A 12,460-nucleotide genomic window follows, 5' to 3' on the forward strand; every position below is an offset into this window, starting at 1 on the left:
GTCATCCCTGGACGAGGAAAAATCCATGAACGCAAGAGTCTGGTTGGTGGGCGCGGGTCCCGGTGACCCGGAACTGTTGACCCTCAAGGCCGTACGCGCCCTGCGTGAGGCGCATGTGGTGCTGATCGATGACCTGGTCAACCCGGCGGTACTGGAACACTGCGTTGAAGCACGGGTGATCACCGTGGGTAAACGCGGTGGCTGTCGCTCGACACCGCAGGACTTTATCCATCGCCTGATGCTGCGCTATGCGCGCCAGGGCAAATGCGTGGTGCGGCTCAAGGGCGGCGACCCGTGCATTTTCGGGCGTGGCGGTGAGGAAGCCATGTGGCTGCGTGAACGGGGCGTCGAGGTGGAGTTGGTCAACGGGATCACGGCGGGCCTGGCAGGCGCGACAAATTGCGCGGTTCCGCTGACGCTGCGCGGGGTGAGCCGTGGCGTGACCCTGGTGACGGCACACACCCAGGACGACAGCAGCTTGAATTGGCGAGCCCTGGCAGAGGGTGGCACGACCTTGGTGGTGTACATGGGCGTGGCGAAGCTTGAGGAGATTCGCCAGCAATTGCTGGACGGCGGGATGGCAGCGGATATGCCGGTGGCGATGATCGAAAACGCATCACTACCACAACAACGGGAATGCCGCAGCGAGTTGTCACGGATGTATGCAGATGCGCAGGCATTTGCCTTGAAGAGCCCGGCCATCCTGGTGATTGGCCATGTGGCAGCCCCTGGGCAAGTCGCTTGCCTTACACAAGCCGCCAGCGCCTGAAGCAAATTCCAGGCGAAAAAAAGCCCGGCCTGAGCCGGGCTTTTTTCTACCACTCAGTAATTACTGAGCTGTAGCTTCTACCGACGCTTCTACACGACGGTTGATGGCACGACCAGCTTCAGTTGCGTTGTCAGCAACTGGGCGGGACTCACCGTAACCTACTGCGGTGATACGGCTAGGAGCAACGCCGTCTTTAACCAGGACTTGCTTAACAGCGTCAGCACGACGCTGGGACAGCTTCTGGTTGTAAGCGTCTGGACCTACGGAGTCAGTGTGACCAGCAACTTCTACGTTGGTAGCTGGGTACTGAGCCATGAAGTCGGCCAGGTTTTTCACGTCGCCGTAGCTGTTAGGCTTAACAACCGACTTGTCGAAGTCGAACTTGACGTCCAGCTCAACACGAACAACCTGAGCAACTGGAGCTTCTGGCTCTGGAGTTGGCTCTGGAGCTGGTGCTGGGGTAGGAGCTGGAGCAACTGCGCCAGCGTTACCGCCGAAGTTTACGCCCAGGCCGACCAGTGCGGAGTAGTCCCACTTGCCGTTGTCCAGACCGTAGTCAGCTTCAACACCGGCACGTGCGTACAGGTTGTTGGTGAAGTAGTACTTCACGCCAGTACCAACGGTAGCGAAAGTAGTCTGGTCGCGACCGCTGTGGCCGTCAGCCTGAACGTTGGTACGGCTCTGGTGACCGAAACCGCCTTCTACGTATGGACGCAGGCTGTCTACGCCAGCTTGACCGAAGTGATACTGGGCAACCAGGCTGCCGGTATCGCCTTTGATCTTCTGGTTACCAGTACCGTCGTTCGAACGGGTGTGGTTGGTCTTGTCGTAGGACAGGTTCAAGGACAGGTCGTCGGTCAGGAAGTAACCGATGCGAGCGCCAGGATTGAAGCCGTCTTCGATGTGCTTGACGCTATCGTTGTACTGCTTCTTGTAGAACAGCTCGCCTTCAACTGCGCCTTGGCCTTGTGCCAGAACGCCGAAAGAAGTAGCGGCAATAAGAGAACCAATGGCCAAGCCCAAGGTGTTTTTCAGTTTCATCCGTTAAATCCCCATCTGGTGATTGTAAAGCAGTCCCACAAACCGGGGGACAACTCGGCGACAAGTCTAACAGAACTTGCCTACACGTAAGAGATATTTGCCACGCACTAAGTTTCAGTCTCGCCCGCAAATTTCTCACGTAATTTATCAAGAGCACGCTTGTAACGCATTTTTGTAGCACTCAAACCCATGTGCATGATGTCAGCGATTTCCTGAAACTCCAGCTCTGCGACAAATCGTAGCACCAGAATTTCCCGGTCAATCGGGTTCACATACACCAACCAGCGATCAAGTCCGCCCTTCTCCTCGGGTGCCGGCGCCTTCTCTTCAGACGCCTCCTCAAGGGGGTCAAGACTCAAGGCGTCCATCAAGCGACGCTTTCGCCGTTCCTTCCGATACTGCGTGATGCACTCGTTGTACGTGATGCTGTACAGCCATGTCTTGAACTTCGATTTGCCTTCGAAGTTCTTCAGGCCGTACAACACCTTGAGCATCACTTCCTGACAGACATCATCCGCATCTCTATCGTTCCCCAAATACCTTGAACAAACGTTGAACAAAGTGCGTTGATATCTGCGCATCAATTCTTCGTACGCGCGAGTGACGTGAAACAGCTCCGTGTGCGAACGCGCGACCAGCTCCTCATCAGAGAGCTCACGGGGGTCATAGCGCGTGGACAGCGTTTGGGCTTTATTCAAAACAAGTCGTGCCGACAGTCAGGTCAATGTCCGCCACAGCCCGATCACCCAGGCTCGCGGCGGCGTACATTAGCAGGGTTTGCCGGGTTAGCGGCTATTGACCTGCTGCTCCAGGAGAATCCGGTTGGACAGCGACACCAGGTCGCCGTCATCGGTCAGCACCGTCGTCTTGACCGTGCCGATCTCCTCGATTTGCCCTTCAACCTCGCCCACACGCACCTGTTGGCCCACCTGGTACAACTCACGCACATAGATTCCCGCAAGAATCTGACCGGCAATTTCCCGGCTTCCCAAGCCCATGGCCAGCGCAACGGCCAGACCAACGGTAATCAAAACGATCACAATCACGTGGTTGAGCAGGTCAGTCTTGACCTCCAACTGGCTGATCGCGACCGAAATACTGATGATAATCACCAGGCCCTGGGCAATCCGCCCCAGGCCCGCAGCATAGTCCAAACCCACGCCTTCGGCGGCGCCGCGCACCAGCCCATTGGCCAGTTGCGCCAGCAAAACACCTACCAGCAGCACCAGCGCGCCGCCGAAAACCTTCGGCAAGTACAGCGCCAGCATGTCGAGCGTAGCTGAAACTCGCTCAAGTCCAAGGGATTGAGCCGCAGAAACCAGGAAAATCAGCAAAACAAACCAATAAACGATCTTGCCGATCAACGTCGAGATGGGTACCTGCAGCCCGGCACGCCCCAACAGTTTGGTCAGACCGGTGCCTGCCATCAGGCGGTCGAGGCCCAGTTTCGCGAGCAGTTTGGACAGCAGGGTGTCGAGCAGCTTGGCCACGACAAAGCCCAGCAACACCAGCACCAGGGCACCAAACAGGTTGGGAATGAAATTCGCCACCTTGGTCCACAATGCGGTCATCGCGGTGACCAGGCTCTGGGTCCAGAGATCAAGTTCCATATTCAATCAGCCTTATCAGCAGTGCGAGCAAGAGGTTTATCACGGGAAACCGGTGAGACATGGGCCGAACCGTTGTTCAGGGCCATCATCAACGCCGGCACCCAGCGCCCGAGCAGACCGAACAGATCACCCGCGCCCACCTGACGGTTGGCGGTTTTCAGCACGCGGCCCAGGCAGGCATCGTCGTCGCGGTTGGACGGCGAGGCATTGAGCATGTCACGCAAAGACTGTTCGAACGGATCGTGCATAAGGACCTCTCGCAAGTGATTTAAAAGACGAGGGTAAATTTCTTGGGGTCACATAGGACCCTTCCTACGTTCAGGTCATATTCAGGTCAAACCCAGCGCAATCGTCGAAAAAGCCACCATTGCCCAAGCGCCACCGAGACCATCAACAGGCACGCAATCATGAATCCATAGGGGCTGGCAGAGAACGGAATCCCACCCACATTGATACCCAGCAGGCCGGTGAGAAAACTCATCGGCAGGAAGATTCCGGTGATGATCCCGAAGCGGTACATGGTGCGGTTCATGCGCACGCTCAAACGCCGGTCTTCGGCCTCCAGCACAAGCCCCACGCGCTCTCGGGTCAATTCAAGCTCTTCCAGATAACGGGTGAGGCTGTTGTTCAATTCGTTCCAATAGTCGGCATCGTCGTCACAGAACCACGGCAGTTTGATCCGCGTGAGCTGGGCAAAAATATCCCGCTGCGGCGCGAGGAATCGCTTCAGCCCGGCTGCCCGTCGACGGATCTGCAGGACGCTGCCATGTTCCGGGGTATACCGTTCGTCGGTATCGAGTTTTTCTTCCTCTACGTCGACGATTTCAGACAGGTCACTGACCAGATCCTGCACTTTATTAGTCAGGTACTGAGCCATATAAAGGATGAGTTCAGAGGCCGTCTTCGGTCCCTTGCCATCCGCCAGCTGCACCAGCAACTCATCCGTGGCGCGCAACGGACGCAACCGCAGGGAAATCACACGGTTGGCCGCGGCGAAAATCCGCACCGAAACCATGTCCTCCGGTTCGGCACCGGGGTTGAGGTTGACCCCACGCAAGAACAGCAGCAATTGCGAGTCCGGCAACGGCAACAGGCGCGGGCGGGTGTTCTCCTCCAGCAAGAGGTCACAGGCGAACTCGCTCAAGCCACTGGATTTGCGCAGCCAGGTCTGGGTCTGCGGATGACTGCGATCCCAATGCAGCCACAGGCTTTCCTGGGACTGCAGTTGCAAGTTGTCGAGCTCTGTCCGGGCAATCGAACGCGCACCGCCTTTACCATCCAGCACCAGGGCATGCACAAGCCCCCATTGCGCGTTTTCTTCCTCGAACATCCTCACCCCGTCGCTTACAGCAGTTTATTCAGGCATTTTCAGTGGGCTGGGCGACACAATCACGCCGTTATTGTCGGCGTAGATGTACTCACCCGGGCGGAACGTCACGCCTGCAAAGGTGACCACCACGTTCAGATCGCCAATACCACGCTTGTCGGTCTTCATCGGGTGACTGGCCAGGGCCTGCACGCCAAGGTCGGTCTGGGCGATGACATCCACATCACGAATGCAGCCGTAGATCACCAGCCCTTCCCAGCCGTTTTTCGCAGCTTTTTCGGCGATCATGTCGCCCAGCAGCGCACGGCGCAGGGATCCTCCACCGTCGACCACCAGCACCTTGCCAGCACCAGGCTGGTCGGCTTGTTCCTTGACCAGGGAGTTATCTTCGAAGCATTTGATGGTGACAATCTCACCGCCGAAGGAGTCTCGGCCGCCGAAGTTGCTGAACATCGGCTCGAGCACCTGCACCAGCTCCGGGTAGGCGTCGCACAGGTCGGGGGTCACATAATGGTTCATTGAACAATTCCTTTCCGTCAAAGAGGTGTCTTTCGAAAGAAGCGCCAGCCCAAGCAGGTGCGAAACATCCCATCCACTTCGTCGCAACGCAATAGCCACTGCGCGACTGAATATGACCAGAAGCGTTTAACGCGTCATATCTTAGCCGCAACCACACACGAGTGAAACGCCCTTGGCAGAGCCCTGCCCTCAAACAGTGGCCAACACCTCGGGCTGCACGCCGAACAATGGGGCGAGCGGGTCCTTCAGCCATTGCGCCACCAGTGGCCACACTTCAGCCTGTGCGGCTTTGCTGACGAGCATTTCAACGTGCCCGAAATCCTCGGTAAACCCTTGCTGACGGCCGAGGCAGAAGTATTGACGGTGCTCGGAACCGACCTGCTCGAACAGCTTGCGACAGGCCCAGTCGGGGTCTTGACGATCGCCGGCAGCACTGACCGACAGCAACGGCACATCGACCTCCGCCAGGCCTTTCCACCAGTCGTTCTTGCCTTCGCCAAAGCGGCCAAACAGGCCATTCCAGCGCATGGCTTCGATCATCACGCCTGCCGGCTCGTCCTCCGGGCCACGCTTGAGGCGCGAGCCGGAGACTTCGCCGAAGCGTTTCAAGAGCAAGCGCCCCGTCCATTCCACCGGTGGCAGCTTCAACGGCCAGTGGGTGCGGCTGACCTGGCAGCCAAACAACGCCACCGAAGCCACGGCTGGCGCGCCAAGGTGCCGCCCGCCAAGCGCCGCCGCCAGACTGGTGCCACCCAGGGAATGACCGATCCAGTGAGGAACCTGCCCGTTTTGCTCGCGCACGAACGCGCCAATGGCCGGCAAGTCGTAGCGCGCATAGTCAGCGACGCGGTTGCGTGCGTAGTCATGATTGCGCTTGGACAAACCATGACCACGCATTTCCGGGATCCACACATCAAATCCCTGGCGTGCCAGGTAAGCGCCCAGGCCGATGCCTTTGGGCGAATACCAGAAGCGGCGATTGGAAAAACTGCCATGCAATAAAATAACCGCAATGCCCCGGTTTTCCGGGACATCGGCCAGGCCCAAACGGGTAACTGCCAGCTCGACGGTGCCGTCGGGGCTGTTACCGGGCTTGAGGCGGTACACGTCTTCACTCAGGTCGCCACGACGCTCAGCGCTGATCAGGGCGACGGGAAACAGGTTGCTGCTGCTTTGCATAATGCTCTTGCACAAAAAAGGGCGGCGTCCGGAAGGAGTTCCGCCCTGCACAGATAAGAATGCCGGTCATCCTCATCGGGTGACCGGCACTTTTGACATGACGATCTTAGGCGGACGCCTGGCCTTCCGCCAGGAAGAACCAGGTTTCCAACACGGAATCAGGGTTCAACGAGACGCTTTCGATGCCCTGTTCCATCAGCCATTTGGCCAGGTCAGGGTGGTCGGAAGGACCTTGGCCGCAGATGCCGATGTACTTGCCTGCCTTGTTACAGGCCTGGATGGCGTTGGCCAGCAGCTTCTTGACCGCAGGATTTCGCTCGTCGAACAGATGGGCGATGATTCCGGAGTCGCGGTCCAGGCCCAGGGTCAGCTGGGTCAGGTCGTTGGAACCGATGGAGAAACCGTCGAAGAACTCGAGGAACTCTTCGGCCAGGATGGCGTTGGACGGCAATTCGCACATCATGATCACGCGCAGGCCGTTTTCGCCACGGGACAGGCCGTTTTCTGCCAGCAGGTCGACCACTTGGCTCGCTTCGCCCAAGGTGCGCACGAACGGCACCATGATCTCGACGTTGGTCAGGCCCATTTCGTTGCGCACGCGCTTGAGGGCGCGGCATTCGAGCTCGAAGCAGTCACGGAACGCTTCGCTGATATAACGCGAGGCGCCACGGAAGCCCAGCATCGGGTTTTCTTCTTCCGGTTCGTAGAGCTTGCCGCCGATCAGGTTGGCGTATTCGTTGGACTTGAAGTCCGACAGGCGCACGATGACCTTTTTCGGGTAGAACGCCGCCGCCAGGGTGCTGATGCCTTCCACCAGCTTCTCGACGTAGAAGCCCACCGGGTCGTTGTAGCCGGCGATGCGCTTGTCGACGCTTTCCTTGATGTCCAGCGGCAGGCCGTCGTAGTTCAACAGGGCCTTGGGGTGCACGCCGATCATACGGTTGATGATGAACTCCAGGCGGGCCAGGCCCACACCGGCGTTCGGCAACTGTGCGAAGTCGAAGGCACGGTCCGGGTTGCCGACGTTCATCATGATCTTGAACGGCAGGTCCGGCATGGCGTCGATGGAGTTCTGCTTGATGTCGAAGCCCAGTTCACCTTCGAAGATGAAGCCGGTATCGCCTTCGGCGCAGGACACGGTCACGCCCTGGCCGTCTTTGAGCAACTGGGTGGCGTTGCCGCAACCGACTACCGCAGGAATCCCCAGCTCACGGGCGATGATCGCTGCGTGGCAGGTGCGCCCGCCACGGTTGGTGACGATGGCGCTGGCGCGCTTCATTACCGGTTCCCAGTCCGGGTCGGTCATGTCGGAGACCAGTACGTCGCCCGGCTGGACTTTGTCCATTTCGGACACGTCCTTGATGATCCGCACCTTGCCGGCGCCTATGCGCTGGCCGATGGCACGGCCTTCCACCAGCACGGTGCCGGTTTCTTTGAGCAGGTAGCGTTCCATGACATTGGCCGAGGTGCGGCTTTTCACGGTTTCCGGACGGGCCTGCACGATGTACAGCTTGCCGTCGTCACCGTCCTTGGCCCACTCGATGTCCATCGGGCACTTGTAGTGCTTTTCGATGATCATCGCTTGTTTGGCCAGCTCGCTGACTTCAGCGTCGGTCAGGCAGAAACGCGCACGTTCGGCCTTGTCGACTTCAACGGTTTTCACGGAACGACCGGCCTTGGCCTCGTCGCCGTAGATCATCTTGATGGCCTTGCTGCCCAGGTTACGGCGCAGGATGGCCGGGCGACCCACTTCGAGGGTGCCCTTGTGTACGTAGAATTCGTCGGGGTTGACCGCGCCCTGTACGACGGTTTCACCCAGGCCGTAGGCGCCGGTGATGAACACCACGTCACGGAAGCCCGATTCGGTATCGAGGGTGAACATCACGCCAGCCGTGCCGGTTTCCGAACGCACCATGCGCTGTACACCGGCAGACAAGGCCACCAGCTTGTGGTCGAAACCCTGGTGAACACGGTAGGAAATGGCGCGATCGTTGAACAGCGAGGCGAACACTTCCTTGGCGGCGCGGATGACGTTTTCCACGCCGCGGATGTTCAGGAAGGTCTCTTGCTGGCCGGCGAAGGAGGCGTCCGGCAAGTCTTCGGCGGTAGCCGAGGAACGCACGGCGACAGCCATGTCCGGGTTGCCGGCCGACAGGGTGGCGAAGGCGGTACGGATCTCTTCGTTGAGCTTCTCGGGGAACTCGGCTTCCATGATCCATTGGCGGATCTGGGCACCGGTCTTGGCCAGGGCGTTGACGTCATCGACATCCAGGGCGTCCAGCGCGGCGTGGATCTGAGCGTTGAGGCCACTCAGTTCGAGGAAATCGCGGTAAGCCTGGGCCGTGGTGGCGAAACCACCGGGCACCGACACGCCAGCGCCTGCAAGATTACTGATCATCTCGCCGAGGGATGCGTTCTTGCCCCCTACGTGCTCTACATCATGGACGCCGAGCTTATCGAGGGAAACTACGTACTCTACCAAGGTGATCTCTCCACTTTCTGTGTTGGAAAAGCTCAGGACGCCGGCTGCTCAATAGGAGCTGTCGCCAGCGCTTGTGGCCTGGACCTGGAAAATAAGTGAGAATGCGGCCCACCGCGGGACGGCAAAATCGCGCCTATCATATCCAAGATTCGCCATCAGCTTAAGGCCCAGGGCTCAAATGAAACGATCTGCTTTCTTTATCTCCGACGGTACCGGCATCACAGCCGAAACACTGGGCCAGAGCCTGCTCGCGCAGTTCGAAAACATTACCTTCGCCAAATTCACGCGGCCGTACATCGACAGCGTGGATAAAGCGCGGGCCATGGTACAACAAATCAATCTGGCGGCTGAAAAAGACGGTTTTCGACCGATCATTTTCGACACCATCGTCAATCAAGACATCCGTGAGATTCTCGCAACGTCGAATGGTTTCATGATCGATATTTTCTCGACCTTCCTGGCGCCATTGGAGCAGGAGTTGAGCGAACACTCCTCGTATTCGGTCGGAAAGTCGCATTCCATTGGGCATAACTCCAACTACATGGAGCGTATCGAGGCGGTGAACTTCGCCCTCGACAACGACGACGGCGCCCGTACCCATTACTACGACAAGGCTGACCTGATCCTGGTGGGCGTGTCGCGCTGCGGCAAAACGCCCACCTGTCTGTACATGGCCATGCAATTCGGCATCCGTGCGGCCAACTACCCGCTGACTGAAGACGACATGGAGCACCTGACGCTCCCGGCGGCCCTGCGCGCGCATTCGCACAAGCTGTTCGGGCTGACCATCGACCCGGACCGGCTGACGGCGATCCGTAATGAGCGCAAGCCCAACAGTCGCTATTCGAGCTATGCCCAGTGTGAGTTCGAAGTGCGCGAGGTAGAAAATCTGTTCCGTCGCGAGAATATTGCGCACATCAATTCCACGCATTTCTCGGTGGAAGAGATTTCGGCGAAGATTCTGGTGGAGAAAGGCGTGGAGCGGCGCTTCAAATAACGCCTTGATACGCTGTTGCACCGTGGCGAGCGGGCTCGCCACAACAAACCCTGCTACAACTGGAAGCGTCCCCCGCCCTGCCCCAGCGCCGTGGCCAGCGCATCAAACCCCGCCCGCAATAACTGATCATCCCCCGACGTATTGCAGATACTCGCCCGGATAAACTGCGGCACCGCCGTCTGCCCCACGGCAAACGCCTCGGCGGTGGCGATCAGGTAATTGTTCTGCTTGAGCTCGGCCTCGATCTCCGACGCCCGCCACGGCTCCGGCACTTCGATCCAGAAGTGCGGGCTGTTGAGGTGAGTGCGGTATTCCAGGCCCATCAGCAGGTCGCGGACCAGGGCCTTGCGGCGGCTGATCTCGTTGATCTGCTGGCGCAGCAGGTATTCCGCCGTGCCGTTCTCGATCCACTGGGTCGCCAGCTCGAGGGTGACGGGGGTGGCCATCCAGCAGGTGGAACGCAGGGCCGCCGAAATACGGCTGACCAGCGCGGGCGGCGCATGTACATAGCCCACACGCAGCCCGGCGGACACCGCCTTGCTCAGGCTGCTGATCAGAATCGTACGCTCAGGGGCGAAATGGCTGAGGGGCGGCGGCCGATCCTCCACCAGTACGCCGTGGGCTTCGTCCTCAAGAATCAGCAGATTGTGTTCGCGACAGACTTTGACCAACGCTTCGCGACGCGCCACCGAGAGCACGGCGGTGGTGGGGTTCTGTATGGTCGGCGTGCAGTACAGCGCTGAAATCCGGTGATTACGACAGACTTCGTCCAGCGCGCTCGGCAGTACACCCTCTTCGTCCATCTCCAGCCCGATCAAGCGAATACCGAGCATGCGGGCGGCGGTGATCAGGCCGGGGTATGTGAGTTGCTCAGTCACAACGGTATCTCCGGCCCGTAACAGCGCCATCATCGAGCAGAGCAAGCCATGCTGGCCGCCGTTGACGCAGATGACCTGCTCGGGGATCGGATGAAAATCGCGTTGCACCAGCCATTGTGCCCCCGCTTCACGGTAGCGCGGCAAGCCGGCATCCGGTGTGTAGGCACTGATGTCCTGGAGGAACTTGGCGTTGGTCGACAGGGTTTGAAAGCTCTGGGCCAGGAACACTGTCTCCTGCCCCGGGATGTGCATATTCCGGCTCATGTCGAAGTATTGGCGCGGTTCTTCACTGAAGTTGCGAAAGCCTTCATCGCGCTGGCGCTCCATCCCACGCTTGCGCACGAACGTGCCGTCACCGACCCGCGCCACCACCAGTCCCAGGCGTTCCAGTTCGCCATAGGCGCGGCTGATGGTGCCGATCGTGACGCCAAGATTGTCGGAAAGCACCCGGTGGGGCGGCAGTTTTCTTCCTGGCTCAATCAAGCCTTCAAGGATGCCCCGTTCCATGACATCGGACAGGCGCTTGTACTTCACGCCCTGACCGTTGGACAACCCCTCACGCATAATTGACACCATGTCAATATTTGTTTTGACAGCCATCTTTCGCCCTAATAGTGTGCTTTTACGGGTTCAATCGCCGAATTTTACAACTCATTACAAGCTCAATATAGAGTTCAATTCCGGCTCAGGGAAGCAATAAACGATGCCAATGTCCGCCGTTCTCGAAAACACCGCCAAGACCAAAACCCAAAAACAGTGGCTGGCCGGGCTGATCACCAGTGTGATGTTCCTGATCGTATGCCTGAGCTGGGGCACAACCTGGCTGGGCATCAAGATTGCCGTGGAGAGCGTGCCGCCGCTCACCTCCGCCGGCCTGCGCTTCCTCATCGCCTTCCCGCTGTTCCTGTGCTTTGCCATGGTGCGCCGCGAGCCGGTCCTGTTTCCCCGCGAGAGCCGCTGGTTCTTCGTGTTCGTGACCCTGTCCTACTTCAGCGTGCCCTACTACCTGCTCAACTACGGCGAGATGCATGTTTCGTCCGGCCTTACCGCGCTGCTGTTCAGTTGCATGCCGGTGTTCATCCTGATTTTCTCCGCGCTGTTCCTGCGCGAACGCATCTACTTTTCCCAGGTGGTCGGCATCGGTATCGGCTTCGGCAGCCTCTACATGATCATCAAGAGCCAGGGCCTGCACCTGGACCACGCCGAGTTCTTCGGGGTGCTGGCGATTCTGACCGCCGCGATCATGCATGCCTTGTGCTACGTCATCACCAAGCAAAAAGGCAGCGCCATCAGCGTAATCACCTACAACACGCTGCCCATCGGTATTGCCGGGCTGATGCTGTTCGTCGCCGGGCTGTGGTTTGAAGCGCCGACCTTCGAAGCCATCACCCTGCGGTCATGGGGTGCGCTGTTCTACCTGGGACTGGTGGCCTCGGTGGGTGGGTTCATCGTGTACTTCATGCTGCTCAAGCGCTTGAGCCCGATCATCCTGTCGTTCGTGTTCATCATCTTCCCGGTGTTCGCGGTGATCATCGGCGCCTGGTACGAAGGCGTGTCGATTTCCCGCGACCTGATGCTGTACTCGGCCATCCTGCTGGCCGGCTTTGCGATCACCAAGCTGCCGGTTGAAAAACTCCTGGCCAAGAAAAATTGACCCT

Annotated in this window: 12 protein-coding genes; 3 read left to right on the plus strand and 9 right to left on the minus strand. The window is 58.9% G+C overall.

The window, feature by feature from the left end; all coding sequences use genetic code 11:
* Positions 1 to 25 precede the first annotated feature (25 nt).
* On the plus strand, positions 26 to 769 hold the full coding sequence (gene cobA / locus AC3WP7_RS06010; protein ID WP_092242721.1) for a uroporphyrinogen-III C-methyltransferase: 744 nt from the start codon (positions 26 to 28) through the stop codon (positions 767 to 769).
* Between the two features lie 60 nt (positions 770 to 829).
* Here cobA and AC3WP7_RS06015 read toward each other — a convergent pair whose 3' ends face one another.
* The 8 genes from AC3WP7_RS06015 to ppsA form a co-directional block, all read right to left on the minus strand.
* The gene (locus tag AC3WP7_RS06015) at positions 830 to 1,810 is read right to left on the minus strand and encodes an OmpA family protein (protein WP_071491405.1); all 981 of its coding nucleotides are present in this window, start codon (positions 1,808 to 1,810) and stop codon (positions 830 to 832) included.
* A 107-nt stretch (positions 1,811 to 1,917) separates the two neighbouring features.
* Positions 1,918 to 2,508: an RNA polymerase sigma factor SigX gene (gene sigX, locus AC3WP7_RS06020; RefSeq protein WP_010208495.1), complete on the minus strand. Its 591-nt coding sequence runs from the start codon at positions 2,506 to 2,508 to the stop codon at positions 1,918 to 1,920.
* A gap of 87 nt (positions 2,509 to 2,595) precedes the next feature.
* Positions 2,596 to 3,420: a mechanosensitive ion channel family protein gene (locus tag AC3WP7_RS06025; RefSeq protein ID WP_071491406.1), complete on the minus strand. Its 825-nt coding sequence runs from the start codon at positions 3,418 to 3,420 to the stop codon at positions 2,596 to 2,598.
* A 2-nt stretch (positions 3,421 to 3,422) separates the two neighbouring features.
* On the minus strand, positions 3,423 to 3,668 hold the full coding sequence (locus tag AC3WP7_RS06030) for a CrfX protein (RefSeq protein WP_092242715.1): 246 nt from the start codon (positions 3,666 to 3,668) through the stop codon (positions 3,423 to 3,425).
* Between the two features lie 86 nt (positions 3,669 to 3,754).
* Positions 3,755 to 4,750: a zinc transporter ZntB gene (locus AC3WP7_RS06035; RefSeq protein ID WP_093514064.1), complete on the minus strand. Its 996-nt coding sequence runs from the start codon at positions 4,748 to 4,750 to the stop codon at positions 3,755 to 3,757.
* A 24-nt stretch (positions 4,751 to 4,774) separates the two neighbouring features.
* Entirely contained in the window at positions 4,775 to 5,266 is a 492-nt protein-coding gene (gene rraA, locus AC3WP7_RS06040) for a ribonuclease E activity regulator RraA (RefSeq protein WP_058427377.1), read from the minus strand.
* Between the two features lie 189 nt (positions 5,267 to 5,455).
* Entirely contained in the window at positions 5,456 to 6,445 is a 990-nt protein-coding gene (locus AC3WP7_RS06045; protein ID WP_102592296.1) for an alpha/beta fold hydrolase, read from the minus strand.
* 106 nt (positions 6,446 to 6,551) lie between these two features.
* Complete coding sequence (ppsA, locus tag AC3WP7_RS06050) at positions 6,552 to 8,927, minus strand: phosphoenolpyruvate synthase (protein ID WP_102592295.1); 2,376 nt, start codon at positions 8,925 to 8,927, stop codon at positions 6,552 to 6,554.
* Positions 8,928 to 9,105: 178 nt separating this feature from the next.
* Here ppsA and ppsR point away from each other — a divergent pair, with 178 nt between their 5' ends.
* Positions 9,106 to 9,924: a posphoenolpyruvate synthetase regulatory kinase/phosphorylase PpsR gene (gene ppsR / locus AC3WP7_RS06055; protein WP_003193298.1), complete on the plus strand. Its 819-nt coding sequence runs from the start codon at positions 9,106 to 9,108 to the stop codon at positions 9,922 to 9,924.
* A gap of 53 nt (positions 9,925 to 9,977) precedes the next feature.
* Here the strand turns inward: ppsR and AC3WP7_RS06060 are convergent, their stop codons facing one another.
* A complete protein-coding gene (locus tag AC3WP7_RS06060; RefSeq protein ID WP_093128077.1) occupies positions 9,978 to 11,402 on the minus strand; it encodes an aminotransferase-like domain-containing protein in 1,425 nt (474 codons plus the stop codon).
* Positions 11,403 to 11,562: 160 nt separating this feature from the next.
* Between AC3WP7_RS06060 and AC3WP7_RS06065 the strand changes: the two genes are divergently transcribed.
* On the plus strand, positions 11,563 to 12,456 hold the full coding sequence (locus AC3WP7_RS06065) for a DMT family transporter (RefSeq protein WP_162276406.1): 894 nt from the start codon (positions 11,563 to 11,565) through the stop codon (positions 12,454 to 12,456).
* The last annotated feature ends 4 nt before the right edge of the window (positions 12,457 to 12,460 follow it).

Source organism: Pseudomonas sp. FW305-3-2-15-C-LB1, from assembly GCF_058787615.1.

What these genes read in the sequence shown, in the direction of transcription:
- cobA (WP_092242721.1), top strand. Translation starts at nt 26, where the DNA reads ATGAACGCAAGAGTCTGGTTGGTGGGCGCGGGTCCCGGTGACCCGGAA.
- AC3WP7_RS06015 (WP_071491405.1), bottom strand. Translation starts at nt 1,810, where the DNA reads ATGAAACTGAAAAACACCTTGGGCTTGGCCATTGGTTCTCTTATTGCC.
- AC3WP7_RS06025 (WP_071491406.1), bottom strand. Translation starts at nt 3,420, where the DNA reads ATGGAACTTGATCTCTGGACCCAGAGCCTGGTCACCGCGATGACCGCA.
- AC3WP7_RS06030 (WP_092242715.1), bottom strand. Translation starts at nt 3,668, where the DNA reads ATGCACGATCCGTTCGAACAGTCTTTGCGTGACATGCTCAATGCCTCG.
- AC3WP7_RS06035 (WP_093514064.1), bottom strand. Translation starts at nt 4,750, where the DNA reads ATGTTCGAGGAAGAAAACGCGCAATGGGGGCTTGTGCATGCCCTGGTG.
- rraA (WP_058427377.1), bottom strand. Translation starts at nt 5,266, where the DNA reads ATGAACCATTATGTGACCCCCGACCTGTGCGACGCCTACCCGGAGCTG.
- AC3WP7_RS06045 (WP_102592296.1), bottom strand. Translation starts at nt 6,445, where the DNA reads ATGCAAAGCAGCAGCAACCTGTTTCCCGTCGCCCTGATCAGCGCTGAG.
- ppsR (WP_003193298.1), top strand. Translation starts at nt 9,106, where the DNA reads ATGAAACGATCTGCTTTCTTTATCTCCGACGGTACCGGCATCACAGCC.
- AC3WP7_RS06060 (WP_093128077.1), bottom strand. Translation starts at nt 11,402, where the DNA reads ATGGCTGTCAAAACAAATATTGACATGGTGTCAATTATGCGTGAGGGG.